Raw genomic sequence first — 19,837 nt, 5'->3', positions numbered from 1 at the left:
TCCTATGATTGGATGAAAGGACGAAACCCATGACAGACATCGCCCCCCTGATCAAACGCTCCCTCGTCGATCAAGCCCTCGAACAGTTGCGCCAGCGCATCACCCAAGGCGTATGGGCCATCGGCGAACGCCTGCCCACCGAGCCCGAGTTGTCTGCCGAGTTGGGGATCAGCCGCAACACCGTGCGTGAAGCCATGCGCGTATTGGCATTCTCCGGGTTGATCGAGATCCGCCAGGGCGACGGCAGCTATTTGCGCTCCATGACCGACCCGCTGGGCGCGATGAAAGCCTTGTCCCACTGCACCCTGGCTCAGGCGCAGGAGACGCGGCAGATTCTTGAAGTCGAGGCAGTCGGCTTGGCCGCGTTGCGCCGCACCGATGAAGACCTGGTCGCTTTGCGCGCGGCCCTCAACGCCAGCGGCGACCATTACCACGGTGATCTTGAGCACTACATCAGCTGCGACCTGGTGTTCCACAAACGCCTGGTGGACGCGGCCCACAACCCGGCCTTGAGCGAGCTGTATCAGTACTTCTCGAGCATTGTCGGCGCGCAACTGCGCCAGACCCTGAACATCCAGCCGCGTCGGCAAGCGGTATTCGACCTGCACGGCGCCTTGCTCGATGCCGTGGAGCAACAGGACCCGGAACGCGCCAAGGCCCTGTCCCGGCAGTTGATCAATGAACCTTGAACCCGAGACCACTATGCCCCGTTCAGAAAGTGCCCTTGATGAACTGCTGATCGACGCCGAAGCCGATGACGAGGAGGTCCAGCACAGCCCGCCGGTGGTAAGCCGTCCGTGGTTGTTGCTGTTGGGCCTGATCCTGGTGGCGCTGAACCTGCGCCCGGCGTTGTCGAGCATGGCGCCTCTGCTCGCTGAGGTCTCCCACAGCCTGGGTCTCTCGGCGGCCAAGGCCGGGTTGCTGACGACGCTGCCCGTCTTGTGCCTGGGCCTGTTCGCGCCACTGGCTCCGATCCTGGCCCGACGTTTTGGCGCCGAGCGGGTGGTGCTGGGCATTCTGCTGACCCTGGCCGGCGGCATCATCCTGCGCAGTTCATTCGGTGAGGCCGGGCTGTTCGCCGGCAGCCTGCTGGCGGGTGCGAGTATCGGCATCATCGGGGTGCTGTTGCCCGGTATCGTCAAGCGCGATTTCGCCAAACAGGCCGGCACCATGACCGGCGTGTACACCATGGCCCTGTGCCTGGGTGCAGCGCTGGCGGCGGGATCCACGGTGCCCCTGAGTCATTACTTCGGCGACAGCTGGAACATCGGCCTGGGGTTCTGGATTCTCCCGGCGTTGGTCGCGGCGTTGTTCTGGTTGCCACAGGTCGGCCAGAAACACGGCGCGCACCAGGTGGCCTATCGCGTGAAGGGCTTGTTGCGTGATCCGCTGGCCTGGCAGGTGACCCTGTACATGGGCCTGCAATCCTCCCTGGCGTACATTGTGTTTGGCTGGCTGCCGTCGATCCTGATCGGCCGTGGCCTGAGCGCCACCCAGGCGGGCCTGGTGCTTTCCGGTTCGGTGATTGTGCAACTGGCCAGTTCCCTGGCTGCGCCCTGGCTGGCCACCCGCGGCAAGGACCAGCGCCTGGCCATCGTGGTGGTGATGGTGCTGACCCTGGGCGGCCTGTTCGGTTGCCTGTATGCACCGTTGGACGGCTTGTGGGGCTGGGCGATTCTGCTGGGCCTGGGCCAGGGTGGCACTTTCAGCCTGGCGCTGACCTTGATCGTGCTGCGTTCACGGGACGCCCATGTAGCCGCCAACCTGTCGAGCATGGCCCAGGGCATCGGCTACACCCTGGCGTCCATGGGGCCGTTCGCGGTCGGGCTGGTGCATGACTGGACCGGTGGCTGGAACGCCACCGGCTGGATTTTCGCGGTGATCGGCCTGGGCGCGATCATCGCGGGGTTGGGCGCCGGGCGTGCGCGGTATGTCGGCGTGACCAGCGAAAAGGTCTAGAGGTACAGCACTTCCATAGTGCTGGAACCATCGATATGCACGTCGCTGCTGAGGTCGAGATTGTTCTTGGCAGCGATCACCGTATCGACCCTGACCAGGCTGCTCAGCGTCTGAAAGGCCGTCGGCCCGCTGGTGCTGCCGACGGTGTCGGTAAAGCCGAGAAAGCTGCGCGAACCGATGTCGATCGGGTTGCTGTTGGCGGTGCGCCAGGCGATCCCGCCGCTGGTGGACTCGGTGCCGTAAACCTCCGGCAGGCTGTCGATCACCGTCTGTTTGGGGTCGAAGGTCAGGGAGTACAGCCCGATCTTGTTGCCACTCGGGTCCAGGCCCAGCCCGTAGTAGATTTCGCTGTTGACGTTGGCGGTGCCGTCGCGGTTGTCGCTCATGCGCAGGGCGTAGCGAGTCGCTGCCTCGCAGTTGATGGTCACGCTCAGGTAGCGCACCGGCAGGCGTTTGCCGCGATCAATGTTCAACTCCTGTTGGGAAATCTTGCCGTAGTCGATCAGCCCGTTGCTCGACAGCGCCGGTGTACAGGCGCTGGGAGTGAGCAAGCCGGTGATGCCGAGTTCAACACTGGAGGCTGCCGTGGCACCGCTGCTGAGGGTCAGCAGGGCAAGTGTTGCGAGAGAACGCTGGCGTAGGTGCATGACCATACTCCTTGATCAGAGGTAGATGATTTCAATCGTGCCGGAACCGTCGAGCAGTACTTCCGTACGCAGGTCCAGGCTGTTCATGGGGGACAGGACGGCGCGCACGCTGATCTGCCCACTCAGGTTCTGGATCGCGGTGGGGCCGGCATTGCTGCCGGGTAGAGCGGTAAAGCCGAGCAAACTGCTGCTGCCGATGGGAATGGGGTAGGCGCTGGAGCTGCTCCAGGCCACGCCACCGGTGGTGGAGTCGGTGCGATATACCTGGGGCAGGGCATCGGCGCGCAGGTCGAAGGGGTCGAAATAGAGGAAGTACCGGCCGATTTTATTACGGCTGTCGTCCACTCCCAGGCCGTAGGCGGTTTCGTCGATGCCGCCGGTGGCCGAGCCTTTGCGGTTGTCATGCATGTGCAAGGCGAAATGAGTCGGACCGTCGCAGCCGATACTCAGCAGCAGGCTGCGGGAGACCAGCCCGGTTTCCTTGTCGGTGTTAAGGCTCCTGGACCACATGCGGCCAAAGTCGATGATGCCGCCGTTGGACAGCGTGGTCTCGCAGGCCGCCGGAGCGAAGCCGGCTTGCAGCGACAACTCCCGTGCGCGGCCGGTGGCGACGGCGTCGATCAAGCCGGTGGCTTCCCAGGTCACCGCGTCGCGCACTTGCAGGGCGTCGGCCTGCGCCCAGGCATTGACCAGCAATTGCGCCGAGAAGCTGCTGCCGGTGGTCGGCGCACCGTCGCGCAACGGTACGATGGCCTGGTCGGGCCGCCAATCGAGTGTCCTGCCCCTGGCACTGGGCGCCTGGCCTTGCCCGCTGGTCAACCCCAGTTCAACAGCCTGGCCGTCGAGTACCGCATCGCTGATGTGCACGCGGTAACTGCCACGCTCGGTAAAGCGGTAGCGCTCGGCGGTCGCGGCCAGGGCCCGGTAGAACACGTGCATATCGGTGGGCGTCGGGCAGTTCAGGTTGAGGCTCAGGCGGCGTTCTCCCAGCAGGATTTCTGCGCCGGGGTTGCGCTGCACGGCGCGGTTCATCACGCCGAAATCCAGGCGCGACTGGCTTAGGGTCAGTTGGCATTCGTCGGCGTGCGCCCGGCTCTGGACGATGGCGCCCAGGGCCAATCCCAGCAGTAACAATCGCTTCATCACAGTCTTCCTCATGGCGTCACACAGCGGGCCGGGGCGGTTTCGAAATACACCTGCGGGTCGGCTTTTTCCGCGAGTTCAACCTGCAGTTCACAGCGGCTCATGCCCGGTGCCTTGACCCACAGGGGGCGTGGGTCCAGCACGTTCGGCAGGAACACCTGGCTGCCTTCCTGCACCAGGGTCACGAACTCGCCATCGACGGTACTCACCGTGGCGCCACGGGGCAGCGGCGTGCCGTGGTCGGTGGTCACTGTGAGCAAGGCACGACGGGTCAGGGCCACGCCGAATTCCACGCGATCCACCGCGCCGCGCCCGGCGCTGATGACGGCCAGGCCGTTGCTGATATCGGCGTTGCGCGGCAGCGACTGGGTTTGCACTTCCACGGGGCTGCGCCCGTAGGCGGACACCTGCGGTACCACGGCCTGGCCCTGGAAGTCGGTCCACACCGGGCCGCTGGGCGTGGTGAGCTTGACCCCGGCCATATCGCCGACAGACACCAGCGCAAAGGTGTCGCGCACCGGATAAGGCGAGAAGGTCACGCCACCGCTGTGGGCCACCACCGCACCGCGCACACCGCCCTGGTAGCTGGAGCGCTCGGCGTCAGAGCGGCTGTAGTTCATGTCCAGTTGTGCATAGCGCGGCAGATAGGACACGCCGAGGGTGGATTCCACTTGTTGGTCGCGGCTGTCGTGCTCGGCACTGACCCGGTAACTGAGTTGATCGTTGACCTGCTCGTTCACCCCCAGGCCGATGCGATGCTCGCCACCGGAGTTGCGCACCCAGGAGCGCCCACGCCGGTTCTCACCCAGTGGCACGCTCAGGTTCAGGTACACCGCGTTCTCGTTATTCTGCCGGCCGCTGACCTGCCACTCGGCACTGGCCGACAGCGACACACCGCGCACGCTGGTGCCCCACGAGGCCAGGGCGCGGCTGCTGTTTTCGCCGTTGAACGTGGTGGTGCGCGACAGGCCGGCATTGAAGGCGCCCAGCCATGGATGGGCCCAGCCCAGGGCCAGGCTCTGCTGGTCGCGATAGCGGGTGAGGCGACCTTCGTCGTCCCGTGAGTCGTAGTAGGCGGCGTCTTCCAGCTCCCGGTAGCCCATGGTGCGGTGGGAGGCGCCGGCGGTGATCGACCATTGCCGGCCCAGGCGCTGGGACAGGCTCAGGTCGGTCTGTACGCCGCGTTCACCCAGGCGTTGGGCATCGGCAATCTGGGTCGACAGTTGTACCTGGCCGTCTGGCCACGGCAACAGGCCGAGGCTGGCACCCGTGGCACGGTAGTCTTCGGCGGCAAGCGCGCCGGCCCCCAGGCTCAGGCGCGGGTTCAACGCACCGCTCCAGCCGCCGCTGATTACCCATGGATCGTCGCCCCGTGTAGCGCCGATATTGCGCACCCGGCCCGCCCCCAACGAGTAACCCGGGGCTGGCAAGCCGATGCCGAGCATCGCCGCCGGCACGGTGAAGCGTCGCTCTTCGCCGGTGCTTTCCTTGACCGTCACTTCAACGTCGGAGCGTGTGTTCAGGCGCCTCACGTCGGTCAGCGAGAACGGCCCGGCCGGCACCACCGTGGAGTGAATCAGCGCGCCGTTCTGGCGCACCTCGACCTGGGCCGGGCTGTTGGCGATGCCGCTGATGGTCGAGCCCTGTTCCTGGTCCTGCAGGGCCTGTTCGGTAAACAGTTGCATGCCGGTGATCTGCGCCGATGACACTACCGGGTTGTAGAGGTTGATCTGCCCGGCCTGCAACACTGCCTGCTGCTCGGCGAAGGTGCGCTGGGCATAGGCTTCCAGGTGAGTGCTGCGAGACCTGGAATCCTGCCAGGTCTGCACCTGGCGGCTGCGCACGATCCAGTCGCCCGCGTTGAAGCCCAGCTCGGTATTGGCCGAGCCGAAGCGGCTGGCGTCGTCGCCATAACGGTTGTACAAACCGGTGAGGTCGTAGTTGAGCAAGCCGGCGAACCCTCCGGTTTCATAACCGGACAGCTCACGTTGGCGCGGGCGCAGGGCATCGGTGGGCACCATCAGGCTCACGCTCAGGCTGGCGGGGTCTTGCTCCACCACGGTTTGCGGGTATTCGCCGAGGAAGTCATGGCAGTGGCTGTCGGCCAGCGGGGCCGGTATCACCAGGTCGGCGGCGTCCAGCAGCGGGCGGTCGAAGCACAGCGCGCCCTGGCTGTCGAACTGCACATCGAGGCGGCCACGGCGCTGGCCGTTCACCGTCAGGCTCACGGCATGGCGGCCGCTGGTGTAGCGCGGTGCGTCGAGTAGCAGGTAGGCCAGCTCCGGGTCGATACCGCGCTGGTGCAGGGTTTGCGCGTCGAAGGCATCGGCCCAGGCATCGGCCGACAGCAACGCCATGGTCAGTGGCAGCGCGGCCCGCATCCGGGCGGGGCGTAAAGGACAGTCGGGCACGGCTTCGCCAGCCGGGTCAGTGGTTACTGTGTTCACGTAAAGGCACTCAGGTTATGGAAGCCGGCAACGGTTGGCGGGCTTCCCGGTGACAGTCACAGGGCTGTCACTTCGTTATTCAGCGTTTGCGGCGGTTATCGGTGCCTCATAGGCGGCGACGGCAAAGCCGTACACGGTGGCCGGTTGCAGGCGTACGGCCGTGGCGGTGTGGGGCGTGCTGAGCCGCAGGGTTTCGCCGGGCAACACATAAGTGCGCGGCAGCACCAGGCTCTGCTTGCCGGGCAGCAATTGCAGCTCCTGGGCCAGGCGCACCACGTAAGGCGTGGGGTTGGCGACGTTCAGGTGACCGGCGTTCAACGACCAGGTCAGCCCGGTCCAGGGTGTGCGGTTCGGCGCCAGGCCCTTGGGATGAATGATCACCGGCAGGTTCTGGCGCACGGTCACGCCCACCCGCGCATGGCCAGCCTGGGCGGCGTCACGGTCCTTGGGCATGCCTTCGAAGATCACCCGCTTCAGGCGTTGGGTTTTCAGGGGCGTGGGGTTGCGCAGGATAAAGCGCACCAGCTGGCTTTTGTCGGCCTCGACCCGGGACAGGGGCGGGGTGACGAACAGCAGCGATTCGGTGTCTTCCGGAATGTCTTCCAGGGTGACGTGCAGCAGGGCCAGTTTGCCGTCGGTGTTGGTCACCGACACCGAAGCTTCGCCGTCGGCCTCGTTGACGATCACCACCGAGGTGTCGGGCACCATGCCGTCGGCAAACGCCTGGGTGCTCAGCAGCCAGCCCAGGGCCAGCAAGGTTGGATAGGTCTTCATGACGCAGTTCCTAAAATGATCACAGGGCTTAGAGGTAACGCAAATCCAGGACCAGTGAGCCATCGAGGGGAACGTCTTGCCTGAGGGTCAGACGGTTCGCCGGGTGGATGGTGGTCTGTGCGCGGATCCGGGTGGTCAGGGTGACGATGGGTTCCGGAAACGGTCGGCCGGGACGGGCAAAGCCCATCAGAGTCTTGGGGTGGATGGCCGGTTGGGGAGCCCAGAGGCCGCCTTCGGGGTTTGACACAAGTGACTGCATGGCCTGGCCGTCTCCTTGCGCCGCTTCGAACGCCAGGTCGACGTAACCCAACTGCTCCGCGGGCGCGATGGGGTTTCTCCCCAGGCCGTAGGTAGTGTCCGGTGCGGCGGACGAATCTTCGCGGCTGTCCAGGCCAATCAGGCCAAACAACAAGGGGCCGCTGCAGTGGATCTCTACCTCCAGCCATTGGGTGGGCAACGGGGTGGGAGCCGCCTGGTTGAGGAGATGGGCAGGGATGGTGCCGTGGTCGATGATGCCGCTGCCGGAGAGCGCGATGGTGCAGGAACTGGGGGTGACCAGGCCCGACAGGGTCATCTCGGTGGCGGTGCTGGCAAACACGCTAGAGCCGGTGTTGAGCAATAACAGCGCCGTGCACAGGCGTAGGGTTCTGTTCATCATTCGGTCTTCAATGTGTTCGGTGCAAGTAAGGCGCCTCGCTGCGAACGGCGAGGCCGCGGGTTTACAGGTACTTCACTTCCAGCGTGGCCGAGCCGTCGATCGGGTGTTCATCGCTCAGGTCCAGGCTGTCGGCCCGGGCGATCTGCGCGTACACCACCAGGTCGCTGACGACTTGCTGGATCGGCACCGGCAGCCAGGTGCCCGAGGTTCTATCGCCGAAAGCCGCCAATGCGCTGGGTGGCAGGATCGCGTCCGCCGACTCTGCCCAGGTCGTGCCGTTATCCCCGGATTCCAGCACCGTGACGGCGACAGAGTCTGCGACTGCGTTATTCAGCATCAGGTCGTAGGCCCCCAGCTTCTGCGTACCGTTGATCAACCCCAGGCCGTAGGTGCCGCCGCTGGAGTTGGACCCGGCGCGGTTGTCGGTGCCCTTGACGGCAAAGAGGGTGCCGCCGTCGCAGGTGATGGTCAGTTGCAAGGTGGTGCGTGGCAGTTGTTTGGGGGTCGTGAGGTTCAGGTCTTTGGCGGAGATCTTGCCGTAGTCCACCATCCCTCCGCCGGACAGGCCAGGTGTGCAGGCGTTGGGGGTAATCACCCCTTTGACAGTCAGGTCGACGGTGGACGCCGCCAGGGCAGAGGCGCTGGTGCTGAGCAGCAGCGCGGTGGCCAGGGCATTGAGCGTAAGTTTCATGGGGCACACGTTTCCTTTCGAGTGGGGCCGGTTGAATAAAGGGTTACAGGTACTTCAGTTGCACGGTGGCATGGCCGTCCAGCGGCACTTCGTCGAGCACGGTCAGGCGGTCGGTGCCGTCGACCATCGTGTACACGCGCAGGTCGGCACTGAATTGCCGTATCGCAATCGGGGTGTTCGCACCGCCGTTGGTGGCGACCGAGGTCTGGGTGTAGTGGCCCAGGTAAATCGACGGGAGCCAGGTCACCCCGCCATCGGTCGAGTTGATCGTCTTGACCGTGACGCCGTCCGCGACCGGGTTGAGCAGGCCGAATGCGGTGGCGCCAAGTTTTTCGCCACTGTCCGTCAGCCCCAGGCCATGCCAGTAGTCGTTAATTGCCGAAGTGCCGGCGCGGTTATCGATCGTGCTCAGCGCGATGAACGTTGGCGCTTCACACAGGACTTCCATTTGCATGGTCTCTGGCAGCAGTGAGGTAGGGCTGTCGGTGTTGAGTTCCTTGGCCGGCATTTTTCCGTAATCCACCACGCCTCCGCCGGAGAGCATGGGTTCACAGGCATTGGGTGTGATGGTGCCCGTGACGGCGAAGTCGGTACTGCTGGCGGCCAGTACGGTGGGGGCCAGCAGCAACGTGGCGAGGAAGACAGCGGGTGAGGAATTCATCATCGAGCAGCACCTTTTTGGTTGCAGGTCAGGGGCGAAGGTGGGTTACAGGTAGAGCACTTCAATGGTGGCCGAGCCGTCGATATTGACTTCGTTGCTCAGGTCCAGGCCGTCGGTGCGGTTGATGTAGCCGCTGTAGGCCACGGGGGTGACCAGTTGCTGGGTGGCACGCGGGGTGCTGGCGTCTGCCAGGGTGGCGACCGAGAGATAGGTGCCGGTTTCAAAGCTGTTCCAACGCTCCCAGGTGACGCCATTGTCGAAAGACCCGATGGCTTGCACGGTTTCGCCGTCGGCCTGGGGCGGGCTACCGGTGGCGCCAAGGGTCAAGCTGTAGGAACCCAGCTTTTGCGTGCCGTTGATAAAGCCCAGCCCGAAGCCGCTGCCGCTGCCGGAGCCAATACGGTTGTCGGTCGCCTTGAGGGCGAAGATCACCGGCGCATCGCAGGTCACGGTCATTTGCAGCGTGACTTTCGGCAACAGGGTGATCTGGGTGGCGTTCAAGTCCTTGGCCGACATCTTGCCGTGGTCGATGACCCCGCCACTGGACAGGCTCGGCGTGCAGGCATTCGGGGTGATGATGCCCTTGACTGTCAGGTCCACGGTGCTGGCGGCGAAGGCGGGGGCGGTGCCAGTGATCAGCAGGGCGCTGGCGACGGCGATCAGATGCTTGTTCATGGTTGTATTGTCTCGGTGTTGGATCAACTGACGGGTGCAGCTCACCGCAGCGCAGAAAGAGGCGCGGTTGGGCGTCGGGTCAGTTCGGATAGTTGGCCGCCAGGTGAGTTGGCGGGTTGCCCTCTTGGGGTGGGGCGCAATTTAGCGCCGGGGGGGAGGAGGGGAAATACAAGAATTACGACAATCCGCTATCCCTCTAGCTCGCCTGCGTCAAGTCGGAATAGGTGGGCGGAGCTGTAGGAAAAACTGTCTTTTCGTAGTTCTTGTATCGCAAGAGTGGTATTCATGTGGATAGCTTGATTCGGTAATGGGTGCCAGGCGGATGGGTTAAGGATCACCGTCAAGCGCACCCTCACTAGACGATATGCCAGGGCCGTCTGATGGCCCTGGCAGGTCGGCGCCGATATCGAGGTGGCCATGATGCCAAGCGTGTTTGCTGACGACGCCCCCAGGCAGCAAACGGTGCCATGGCGCAGTCCTCCTGTTCACTGGAAGCACCTGAGCGTGCTGATCGTCGAGGACCATCAGGCCTATCGCGCCTTGATGGGCTGGTTCCTGCAAAAATTCGAAGTCGATCACGAACTGGTGTGCAACGGGCAGGCCGCGTTGACCGCCATCGCCCTGCGGCATTTCGACCTGGTGATCAGCGATTGCCGCATGCCGGTGCTGGATGGCTATAGCATGGCTCGTGAGATCAGGCGGCGAGAGGCCGTACACAGCCGCCCGCGTGTGCCGATCATTGCCTTGACCGCCAAACTCTCTGCGGACGATGCGCGCCGCTGCCTTGAGGCCGGCATGGATGCCTGGCTGCTCAAGCCGCTGACCCTGGAACAATTGCGCGGGGTGCTGGAGCAGTGGCTGCCACAGCCGCCGGGCGCCAGTACGAACCCGCCTGCCACAGCCTGCGCCGCGGCGCACTGGCCGACTCGTGCCGAACTGATCAGGACATTTGGTGATGAACAGGTGGTGAACCAAATGTTGCGCACCCTGGTGCGCGAGGCCGAGGCTGATTACGCCGGCCTGGTACAGGCTTGCCGCATCGTCGACCCGCATGCATTGGTCGACTGCCTGCATCGCCTGGCGGGAAGCCTGGCGTTTTTTGGCGAGACGGAGCTGGATCGCTGTGCGGGGGAGTTGATCGAACAGGTGCGCAAGCACGGGATCCGGTGCAACAGGCGGGCATTGCAGCGGTTCGACCAGGACCTGCTGGTGTATCTGCGCTATTTGACAGATTTATGACATTTTCAGCGATTCTGTAGGGGGTATTACCTCTGTCTGTGGGCTTAGTTTGTAGGTGGTTTCCTTTTTTGTTGTAAGTAAAAAATCACCCGCTTAAGAACACGGGACGCCATTGAAAACCGCTCCCAGGTGGGCGGTTGTTGCCCGGGACGGACAGGGTTATTTTGCGCAAATCAATTTGCCATCACTCATGGATTTCTATGCTTCGCGTAATTATTGCTGACGATCATCCCATTGTTCGGATCGGGCAGAAGGTGGTGATCGAGGCCAACGGCAAGTGCAAGGTGGTCGGTGAGGCCAACGGCCCGGATGAGTTGCTGCGGGTACTGGGCAGCACCCCTTGCGATGTGCTGGTGACGGACTTCGCCATGCCGGGCGGGCAGCAGGCTGACGGCTATGTGTTGTTGGGCTTGTTGCAACGCCAATACCCCGGGGTGCCGGTGATCCTGGTGACGATGTTCGCCAATATCGCCACCCTGCGTGCCTCGTTCGCCGAGGGCGCCCGAGGCATTGTCGCCAAGAGTGCATCGGCCAAGGAGTTGCCCACGGCCATCAAGGAAGTCTGCGAGGGCAAGACCTTCGTCAGCGAGTCCCTGCGGACCCAGTTGGTGCAGGCCGGCACGGGCGATCAATCACAACCGCCGCAACTGTCGGGCAAGGAACGCGAAGTGGTGCGCATGCTGGCCAGCGGCATGACCGTCAGCCAGATTGCCGCGCGGGTCAATCGCAGCATCTCCACCATCAGCAAACAGAAAAGTACCGCGATGAACCGGCTGTGTATCTCCACCGATGTGGATTTGTTCCACTATGCTCGCAGCAGCGGAATGGTGCCCTGAAGGGACGGGATGAGGTATTCCTGGCGTTGATGCCAGTAGTGTTCCCCGGCCTTGGGGATTATCGTACCGGCCATCCCAACTTCTTTTGTGGAACCTGCCCATGAGCGACGCCCATAACGCCTTGATCACCGAGTTCTACAGTGCCTTCCAGCGCCTGGATGCCGAGGCCATGAGCGCCTGCTACAGCGACGACGTGGTGTTCAGCGACCCGGCATTCGGTGAACTGCGTGGCCGTGATGCCGGCGACATGTGGCGCATGCTGACCACCCGGGCCAAGGACTTTTCCCTGACCTTCGACAGTGTGCGCAGCGATGAAATCACCGGCAGCGCCCACTGGGTGGCGACCTACCTGTTCAGTGCGACGGGCAACACCGTAGTCAACGATATCCGGGCGCGCTTTGTGTTTCGTGACGGCAAGATCTGCGAGCACCACGACCACTTTGACCTGTGGCGCTGGTCGCGGCAGGCGTTGGGCACCAAAGGCCTGTTGCTGGGCTGGACGCCGCTGGTGAAAAACGCCGTGCGGGCCCAGGCGCTGAAAGGGTTGAAGGCGTTCCAGGCCAGTCGTTGATAAGATTGGCGTTCCTTTGGTTTGCCGAATTGATCCGTGACGACTCCTTCTGAAGCCAAACCGTGGTTTGTCTACCTGGTGCGCGCCGCCAATGGCTCGCTCTATTGCGGTATCAGCAATGACCCGGTGCGCCGCTTTGCCATGCACCAGAGTGGCAAGGGCGCACGGTTTTTTCTCTCAAGCCCCGCCGTGGCGCTGGTGTACACCGAGGCATGCATCAGCAAGGCCGAGGCGCTGCGCCAGGAACGGCTGATCAAGAAACTCAAGAAAAGCGCCAAGGAGTGCCTGGCGGCGATCGGCCCATCAGTTTGACTGATAGGTTCCCATGCGCGCCTTTGCCGGGTTTGCAGGCTAAGCTGGACGCTCACTCATTGAGCGGAGCCTGGCATGACTGAGTTGATCCTGCACCACTACCCGCAATCCCCATTTGCCGAAAAGGCCCGCCTGTTGCTGGGCTTCAAGGGCTTGTCCTGGCGTTCGGTGCACATCTCGCCGGTGATGCCCAAGCCTGACTTGACGGCCCTCACCGGTGGTTATCGCAAGACCCCGGTGTTGCAGGTGGGCGCCGATATCTACTGCGACACCGCACTGATCGCCCGCCGCCTGGAGCAGGAAAAGTCCGCGCCGGCGCTGTTTCCCCAAGGCCTGGAGCTGGTCAGCCAAAGCTTCGCCGCCTGGGCTGATTCGACGGTGTTCTCCCATGCCGTGAGCCTGGTGTTCCAGCCGGAATCCCTGGCGGTCAAGTTCGCCAAAGTGCCGCCGGAAATGCTCCAGGTGCTGGTGGCCGACCGCAGCAAATTGTTCAGTGGCGGCACGGCCACCCGTGTGCAACTGGATCAGGCCAAGCATCAATGGCCGGTGATCATCGGTCGTATCAATCAGCAGTTGCAGCACCAGCAGGGCGACTTCCTGTTCGGCGAGCCGTCGATTGCCGACTTCGCCCTGGCGCACCCGCTGTGGTTCCTCATGGGATCGTCGGTGACCTCGCCGCTGGTGGAAACCTATCCTGCGGTGGCCGCCTGGCTCGCCCGGGTGTTGGGTTTCGGGCATGGCACGTCGAGCCAGATGAGTGCCGAGCAAGCCCTGGAAGTCGCGCGCAATGCCACGCCGGCCAACCTGCCGGAAGAAATCTTCGAAGACCCGAACGGCTTCAAGCCCGGCCAGCAAGTGACCATCAGCGCCACCGACTACGGCACCGATCCGGTGGCCGGGGAGTTGCTGTTTGCCGGCCGCGAAGAGCTGATTCTGCGGCGCACCGATGACCGCGCCGGCACCGTGCATGTGCACGTTCCGCGCTTCGGATTTCGGATCCAACCGGCGTGACTGAAATTATTTTCAAATCGGTGTGAGGTAAACCTGTCGGCCATCCGTGTAGTGCTTGAAACTGCGATTAATTCGCATTAACAGCGTTTTTTACACACGGGTTCTCAAGCATGAAGTCCAGGGCAACGTCGGCGGGTTCGGTTAAACATTGGCTGGGAGCCTCGGTATTGGCAGTTTCGGGGCTGGCGCTGTTGCCCCTGGGCGTGGCGCAGGCGGCCGAGGCGCAGCAGCAGAGCACGCTGTTCAACTTTGCCCTGGCCGCCAAGCCGCTGCCCCAGGCCTTGAGCGACTTCACCCGGGTGACCGGCATCAGCGTGGTCTACACCGACGAAGCGCCGTACGCCATCAAGGCCCCGGCCATCACCGGGCAGATGAGTGCGGCCCAGGCCATGCAACGCCTGCTGGGTAATTCCGGCTTCACCTTCCGCCAGATCGACGCCCGCACCCTGGCCCTGGAACCGCTGCCCACCGACGGCGCGCTGAACCTCGGCGCCACCACCATCAACGGTGCCGCCCTGGCCTCGGATACCACCAGCTATCAACCGCCGCCTACAAGTTCGGTGATGCGTTCCCACGGCCTGCTGCTGGAAACCCCACAGACTGTCAACGTTGTACCGGCCCAGGTGATGCGCGATCAACAGCCGCGCAACCTCGACGATGCCCTGACCAACATCAGTGGCATCACCCAGGCCAACACCTTGGGCAGCACCCAGGACGCGGTGATGCTGCGGGGTTTTGGTGACAACCGAAACGGTTCGATCATGCAGGACGGCATGCCGCTGGTGCAGGGCCGCGCGCTGAATTCCACCGCCGAGCGCGTCGAAGTGCTCAAGGGCCCGTCGTCGTTGCTGTATGGCATCCAGGATCCGGGCGGCGTGGTCAATATCGTCAGCAAGAAACCCGAGCTGATCCAATCCACCTCGCTGACCGTGCGCGGCTCGACCTTTGGCGACGGCAAGAACGGCAGCGGCGGCAACCTCGACACCACAGGGCCCATCGGTGACAGCGGGTTGGCGTACCGCTTGATCGTCGATCACGAAGACGAAGATTACTGGCGCAACTACGGCACTCACCGCGAGAGCCTGATCGCACCGTCGCTGGCCTGGTACGGCGACAACACCAAGCTGTTGTTTGCCTATGAGCACCGGGAGTTTCTCTCGCCGTTCGACCGGGGCACCGCCATCGACCCCAAGACCAACCACCCGCTCAACATCCCGTCGACTCGCCGCCTGGACGAGCCCTTCAACAACATGGAAGGCCGCTCCGACCTGTACCGCTTCGAGGCCGACCACGATTTGAATGACGACTGGAAAGCCCACTTCGGCTACAGCTGGAACCGCGAGACCTACGACGCCAGCCAGGTGCGTGTGGTCAAGGTCAACGCCAATGGCACCCTGACCCGCAGCATGGACGGCACCCAGGGCGCACTGACCACCGACCGCTTCGCCACCGCCAGCCTTGAAGGCAAGGTCAACGTCGCGGGCATGCAGCACGACCTGACCTTCGGCCTGGATGACGAGTACCGCAAGATCTACCGGGCCGACCTGATCCGCCAGGCGCCCCGTGGCACGTTCAACTACAACGATCCGGTCTATGGCAATGAAGTGGCGGGCACCACCGTCAGCGCGCCGGACAGCAACCAGATGGACCTGCTGCGCAGCGACTCGCTGTTCCTGCAGGATGCGATCCACCTCACTGACCAGTGGATCCTGGTGGGTGGCGCGCGTTATCAGATGTACGACCAATACGCCGGCAAGGGTGTCCCGTTCACCGCCAACACCGACGGCAATGGCCAGAAGTGGGTGCCACGCGCGGGCCTGGTGTACCGCTACACTGACGAGCTGTCGTTCTATGGCAGCTACACCGAGTCGTTCAAGCCCAACTCCACCATCGCACCGCTGGCGAACAAAAGTGTGCTGGATGGCAGCCTTGAGCCGGAGCAGTCGAAGTCCTGGGAGTTGGGGACCAAGCTCGATATACCGGGGCGCATCACCGCCAGCGCCGCCCTGTTCAACATCGAAAAACGCAACGTGCTGGTGCAGGTCGGCGATGGCCTGACCTCGGTCTACAGCGTCGCCGGCAAAGTGCGCTCCCGAGGCCTGGAACTGGATGCCAGCGGCCAACTGACGGATAAGTGGAGCGTGATCGGCAGCTATGCCTACACCGATGCCGAAGTCACCGAAGACCCCGAATACAAAGGTAATCGCCTGCAAAACGTGGCGAAGAACACTGGCTCGCTGTCGGCGGTGTATGACTTCGGCAGCATTCTCGGTGGCGACCAACTTCGGGTCGGCGCCGGGGCACGTTATGTCGGCGAGCGAGCAGGGGACGCGGCCAACAGCTTCGAACTGCCGGGCTACACCGTGGCCGATGCGTTCGCCACCTATGACACTAAAATCGAGGGGCAGAAGGTCAAGTTCCAGCTCAACGTGAAGAACCTGTTTGACCGCACCTATTACACCTCGGCCGTGAACACCCAGTTCGTGTCCATCGGCGATGCGCGGCAGGTGTCGGTGTCCAGCACCCTGACGTTCTAAATTCGGCTACACCGTATGGCGCGGTAGCCGGCTGCCTCGCCATACGGTTGTCGAGCTGCTAGCGTGGCCGCCATTAATGACTTTGCGGGAACACGATAGCGATGCAGTTGGGACGATGGATACACACCGGCGGGCTGCTGCTGGGCTTGAGCTTGTTGCTGGGCGGTTGCGCCACGGCGCCGAAAACTTCCACCAGCGCCAGCCTCGACCAGTTGCTGGCCGACCCGGCACTGCACGGTGCCAGCGTGTCGCTGATGGTGCGCGATGCCCGCAGTGGCAACACGCTCTATCAGCACAACCCGCGTACGCGGCTGAGCCCGGCTTCGAGCCTCAAGCTGTTGACCACTGCGGCGGCGATGGATGTGCTGGGGCCGCAGTATCGGTTTTCCACGCAACTGTTGAGCGACGGCATCCGCCAGGGCGCGGTGCTTGACGGCAACCTCTACCTGCGCGGCCTGGGCGACCCGACGATCCAGTGGGCGGATTACCAGGCGCTGGCGGCCAACCTGGCGCAGCAGGGCATCCGGCAGGTGCGGGGCGACCTGGTGTTCGACGACACGTTCTTCGACGCCGAGCGCCTGGGCACCGACTGGTCCCAGGACGATGAAAGCACCTACTACGGCGCGCAGATTTCGGCGCTGACGGTGTCGCCCAATGACGACTTTGATGCGGGCTCGCTGCTGGTCACGGCCAGGGCGCCGGTCGTGGCAGGGCGCCCGGTGACGGTGGAGATCAGCCCGGCTACCGATTACGTGCAGCTCAGCAACCGTGCGGTCAGCGGCGCAGGCAACAGCTATGGAATCAATCGCCAGCACGGCACCAACCTGTTGCGCCTCAGTGGCGCGTTGGCGCCGGGCAGGCAGAGCCCGCAACTGGTCAGTGTGTGGGAGCCGACGCAACTGGTGGCCAACCTGTTTGAACAGGCCTTGGCGCAGCAGGGGATTGTCGTGCAGGGGCGTCGGATGATCGGGGGTGTGACGCCGACCACGGCGACGGTGCTCGCGCTGCATGAGTCGGCGCCGTTGCAGGAACTGATCACGCCGTTGCTCAAGCTTTCCAATAACAACATGTCTGAAGCCTTGCTCAAGAGCATGGGGCGCAAGACCGTGAATGCCGGTACGGCGCCTGCCGGTGTGGCGGCGGTGGCCGGGTTCCTGAAGCGTCAGGGGATTGATACGGCGACGTTGAACCAGGTGGACGGTTCAGGGTTGTCCCGGCGTAACCTGGTGTCGTCGCAGAACCTCACGGATGTGCTGCTGGCCGCCAGCAAACAGCCCTGGTTCAACGCCTGGTACAACGCGTTGCCGGTTGCCGGTAATCCGCAGCGACTGGTGGGCGGCAGCCTGCGTTACCGCCTGCGGGGCACCGCTGCGGAAAACAACCTGCACGGCAAGACCGGCTCCATGAGTGGCGTGTCGTCGTTGACTGGGTATGTCACCGATGCCAATGGGCGCAAGCTGGTGTTTTCGATGGTGACCAACAATTACGTGGTCGCAGGCGCGCGGGTTAAGGCGCTGGAAAACCGCCTGGCCACGGCACTGGCCAACAGCACGGACTATTGAGCACCGAAGATCAAAGGTGGGAGCGGGCTTGCTCGCGAATGCGGTGTGACAGTCAACACATGTACTGATTGATCCAGCGCTTTCGCGAGCAAGCCCGCTCCCACATTGGACCTGTGCCGTCAGGCAGATTGCATTTCAAGGCAGGAACGCCTGCCGGTATTCACCAGGGGTTGCGCCCATCGCCTGGCGGAACCGGTTGGTAAAGTGGCTCGCGCTGGAAAATCCGCACGCCAGGGCAATCTCGCCCAGCGGCAACGACCCACCCCGCAACAACTCCCGGGCGCGGGCCAGGCGCCGCGCCAGCAGATATTGATGGGGCGGCAGTCCAAAACTCTCGCGAAACATCCGCGCAAAGTGGTACTCCGACAACGCACACAAGCCTGCCAACTGCCCCAGGCTGATCGGCTCCGCCAGTTGCTGGTCGATGTGCTCCACCAGTTGCCGGCGCTGGTGGGCGGCCAGCCCGCCTTTCAAACGCAAACCCTCGCGCATCCCCACCTGGCTGAGCAAGGTATGGCTGAGCATTTCATGGGCCAGGCTGCTGGTCAGCAGGCGTTCGCCGGGCTCTTTCCAGTTCAGGCCGATCAACTGGTGAAAACGCCGGGCCTGCCGCGCATCGTCGAGGAAGGTGCTCTCGCGCAGTTGCAACTCGCGGGGTTCGCGGTCCAGCAAGGTGACGCAGCCCAGGGCGAATTGCTCGGGGCTGAAATACACGTGGGCCAGGCGGATTTCGCCGTTGATCACCCAGGCCGACTGATGCTCGGCCGGCAGGATGCACAACTTGTCCGGGCCTCCCTTGGTGCCGGGCTGGTCGCGGCGAAAGGTGCCGGTGCCGCCGCCGATGTAGCAGGACAAGGTGTGGTGGTCGGGGGCTTCGTAATCCTGGGCGTCGTGATGGTTGCTCCACAAGGCTGCAGACAAGCCGTCACCGAGCTCGGCGCACAGCTCGAGGCGAGCGTTGGGCGAGCGGTTGAGGGATTGAAAGACTTGCAGGGTTTCCAGTGGCGGCATATTCGTACTCTCTGACGGCTTGCATCCTACTCCCCGCGGCGGCGGCTGTGATCCCGGCAGCCGACAAAAGCGCAAGAATGTGCAAGAGACCTGGTGCCGCCAGGGGCGAAACTGTGGCTCAACCCTCGGAGCCCGCCATGAACCTTTTCCTGTATTTACTCACCGTATTGATCTGGGGCACCACCTGGATTGCCCTCAAGTGGCAACTGGGCGTGGTGGCGATTCCGGTGTCCATCGTCTATCGCTTTGGCCTCGCGGCGCTGGTGCTGTTCGTGATGCTGCTGCTCAGCCGCAAGCTGCAGGTGATGAACCGGCGCGGGCATCTGATCTGCCTGGCCCAGGGCCTGTGCCTGTTTTGCGTCAACTTCATGTGCTTCCTGACCGCCAGCCAGTGGATTCCCAGCGGCCTGGTGGCGGTGGTGTTCTCGACGGCCACCTTGTGGAACGCGCTGAACGCCCGGGTGTTCTTCGGGCAGAAGGTCGCACGCAATGTGTTGATGGGCGGCGGCCTTGGCTTGCTGGGCCTGGGGCTGTTGTTCTGGCCGGAACTGGTGGGGCACACCGCCAGCCCGCAAACCTTGCTCGGCCTGGGTTTGGCATTGCTCGGCACCATGTGTTTCTCGGCGGGCAATATGCTGTCGAGCCTGCAGCAGAAGGCCGGCCTCAAGCCACTGACCACCAATGCCTGGGGCATGGCCTATGGTGCGTCGATGCTGGCGATGTACTGCGCGGTGCAGGGCATTCCGTTCGACATGGAATGGAACAGCCGCTACATCGGTTCGCTGCTGTACCTGGTGATCCCGGGTTCGGTGATTGGCTTTACCGCCTACCTGACCCTGGTTGGGCGCATGGGGCCGGAGCGGGCGGCGTATTGCACCGTGCTGTTCCCGGTGGTGGCGTTGAACGTCTCGGCGTTTGCCGAGGGCTATCAGTGGACGGCGCCGGCGTTGGCGGGGTTGGTGCTGGTGATGCTGGGGAATGTGTTGGTGTTTCGCAAGCCCAAGGCTGGCGCGCCGATCAATCCAATCTACAAGGCGAAGCAGGTTTAGTGTGGGGGCTCGACAGCTCCCACATTTGATCTCCTTTACCTGAGAATCACCGTT

The 19,837-nt window shown here is 63.6% G+C and carries 19 protein-coding genes; 10 read left to right on the top strand and 9 right to left on the bottom strand.

All coding sequences use genetic code 11. The features are described 5' to 3' along the window. The first annotated feature begins 29 nt into the window (after nucleotides 1-29). Together A462_RS14960 and A462_RS14965 are read left to right on the top strand one after the other, a co-directional pair. A complete protein-coding gene (locus A462_RS14960; protein WP_003216331.1) occupies nucleotides 30-689 on the top strand; it encodes a FadR/GntR family transcriptional regulator in 660 nt (219 codons plus the stop codon). Beyond that, a complete protein-coding gene (locus A462_RS14965) occupies nucleotides 679-1,959 on the top strand; it encodes a CynX/NimT family MFS transporter (RefSeq protein ID WP_032899428.1) in 1,281 nt (426 codons plus the stop codon). The genes A462_RS14960 and A462_RS14965 overlap by 11 nt, the downstream gene beginning before the upstream one ends. On the opposite strand, the gene A462_RS14970 is transcribed toward A462_RS14965, so the two are convergent. The 8 genes from A462_RS14970 to A462_RS15005 form a co-directional block, all read right to left on the bottom strand. Beyond that, nucleotides 1,956-2,606 carry a DUF1120 domain-containing protein gene (locus A462_RS14970; protein WP_008435643.1) on the bottom strand — a complete coding sequence of 217 codons (651 nt, stop codon included), beginning with the start codon at nucleotides 2,604-2,606 and terminating at the stop codon, nucleotides 1,956-1,958. The genes A462_RS14965 and A462_RS14970 overlap by 4 nt on opposite strands. A 15-nt stretch (nucleotides 2,607-2,621) precedes the next feature. After that, nucleotides 2,622-3,749, bottom strand: a complete 1,128-nt coding sequence (locus A462_RS14975) for a DUF1120 domain-containing protein (protein WP_008435641.1) — start codon at nucleotides 3,747-3,749, stop codon at nucleotides 2,622-2,624. Between the two features lie 11 nt (nucleotides 3,750-3,760). Beyond that, the gene (locus A462_RS14980; protein ID WP_008435639.1) at nucleotides 3,761-6,130 is read right to left on the bottom strand and encodes a fimbria/pilus outer membrane usher protein; all 2,370 of its coding nucleotides are present in this window, start codon (nucleotides 6,128-6,130) and stop codon (nucleotides 3,761-3,763) included. 141 nt (nucleotides 6,131-6,271) lie between these two features. Next, the gene (locus tag A462_RS14985; protein WP_008435638.1) at nucleotides 6,272-6,970 is read right to left on the bottom strand and encodes a fimbria/pilus chaperone family protein; all 699 of its coding nucleotides are present in this window, start codon (nucleotides 6,968-6,970) and stop codon (nucleotides 6,272-6,274) included. Nucleotides 6,971-6,998: 28 nt separating this feature from the next. After that, on the bottom strand, nucleotides 6,999-7,625 hold the full coding sequence (locus A462_RS14990; protein WP_238544240.1) for a DUF1120 domain-containing protein: 627 nt from the start codon (nucleotides 7,623-7,625) through the stop codon (nucleotides 6,999-7,001). Nucleotides 7,626-7,689: 64 nt separating this feature from the next. Then, nucleotides 7,690-8,319 carry a DUF1120 domain-containing protein gene (locus A462_RS14995; RefSeq protein WP_008435636.1) on the bottom strand — a complete coding sequence of 210 codons (630 nt, stop codon included), beginning with the start codon at nucleotides 8,317-8,319 and terminating at the stop codon, nucleotides 7,690-7,692. 43 nt (nucleotides 8,320-8,362) lie between these two features. Continuing rightward, the gene (locus A462_RS15000) at nucleotides 8,363-8,980 is read right to left on the bottom strand and encodes a DUF1120 domain-containing protein (protein WP_032899438.1); all 618 of its coding nucleotides are present in this window, start codon (nucleotides 8,978-8,980) and stop codon (nucleotides 8,363-8,365) included. Between the two features lie 45 nt (nucleotides 8,981-9,025). Then, nucleotides 9,026-9,655 carry a DUF1120 domain-containing protein gene (locus A462_RS15005; RefSeq protein WP_008435634.1) on the bottom strand — a complete coding sequence of 210 codons (630 nt, stop codon included), beginning with the start codon at nucleotides 9,653-9,655 and terminating at the stop codon, nucleotides 9,026-9,028. Between the two features lie 504 nt (nucleotides 9,656-10,159). Between A462_RS15005 and A462_RS15010 the strand changes: the two genes are divergently transcribed. The 7 genes from A462_RS15010 to dacB all read left to right on the top strand — a co-directional run bounded on the left by A462_RS15010 (nucleotide 10,160) and on the right by dacB (nucleotide 17,723). Continuing rightward, nucleotides 10,160-10,894, top strand: a complete 735-nt coding sequence (locus A462_RS15010; RefSeq protein WP_008435633.1) for a response regulator — start codon at nucleotides 10,160-10,162, stop codon at nucleotides 10,892-10,894. A 200-nt stretch (nucleotides 10,895-11,094) separates the two neighbouring features. Beyond that, nucleotides 11,095-11,730 (top strand): response regulator transcription factor, encoded by a 636-nt coding sequence (locus A462_RS15015; protein ID WP_003216351.1) that lies wholly within the window; start codon nucleotides 11,095-11,097, stop codon nucleotides 11,728-11,730. A 100-nt stretch (nucleotides 11,731-11,830) separates the two neighbouring features. Continuing rightward, entirely contained in the window at nucleotides 11,831-12,301 is a 471-nt protein-coding gene (locus A462_RS15020; RefSeq protein ID WP_008435632.1) for a nuclear transport factor 2 family protein, read from the top strand. Nucleotides 12,302-12,337: 36 nt separating this feature from the next. Then, nucleotides 12,338-12,613, top strand: a complete 276-nt coding sequence (locus A462_RS15025; RefSeq protein ID WP_003216354.1) for a GIY-YIG nuclease family protein — start codon at nucleotides 12,338-12,340, stop codon at nucleotides 12,611-12,613. Between the two features lie 75 nt (nucleotides 12,614-12,688). Continuing rightward, nucleotides 12,689-13,624 (top strand): glutathione S-transferase family protein, encoded by a 936-nt coding sequence (locus tag A462_RS15030; RefSeq protein WP_008435631.1) that lies wholly within the window; start codon nucleotides 12,689-12,691, stop codon nucleotides 13,622-13,624. Between the two features lie 110 nt (nucleotides 13,625-13,734). Next, a complete protein-coding gene (locus A462_RS15035) occupies nucleotides 13,735-16,161 on the top strand; it encodes a TonB-dependent siderophore receptor (protein WP_050550311.1) in 2,427 nt (808 codons plus the stop codon). Between the two features lie 101 nt (nucleotides 16,162-16,262). After that, nucleotides 16,263-17,723, top strand: a complete 1,461-nt coding sequence (dacB, locus tag A462_RS15040) for a D-alanyl-D-alanine carboxypeptidase/D-alanyl-D-alanine endopeptidase (RefSeq protein ID WP_008435629.1) — start codon at nucleotides 16,263-16,265, stop codon at nucleotides 17,721-17,723. Nucleotides 17,724-17,858: 135 nt separating this feature from the next. Here the strand turns inward: dacB and A462_RS15045 are convergent, their stop codons facing one another. Next, nucleotides 17,859-18,734: a helix-turn-helix domain-containing protein gene (locus tag A462_RS15045; RefSeq protein WP_008435627.1), complete on the bottom strand. Its 876-nt coding sequence runs from the start codon at nucleotides 18,732-18,734 to the stop codon at nucleotides 17,859-17,861. Nucleotides 18,735-18,871: 137 nt separating this feature from the next. Here A462_RS15045 and A462_RS15050 point away from each other — a divergent pair, with 137 nt between their 5' ends. Next, a complete protein-coding gene (locus A462_RS15050) occupies nucleotides 18,872-19,783 on the top strand; it encodes a DMT family transporter (RefSeq protein ID WP_008435625.1) in 912 nt (303 codons plus the stop codon). Nucleotides 19,784-19,837: the final 54 nt, after the last annotated feature.

The organism is Pseudomonas sp. Ag1 (genome assembly GCF_000278565.1).
Classification (GTDB): Bacteria; Pseudomonadota; Gammaproteobacteria; order Pseudomonadales; family Pseudomonadaceae; genus Aquipseudomonas.
Note: the sequence above shows the minus strand (reverse complement) of the source record. Positions and strands in the feature narration are given on the sequence as shown.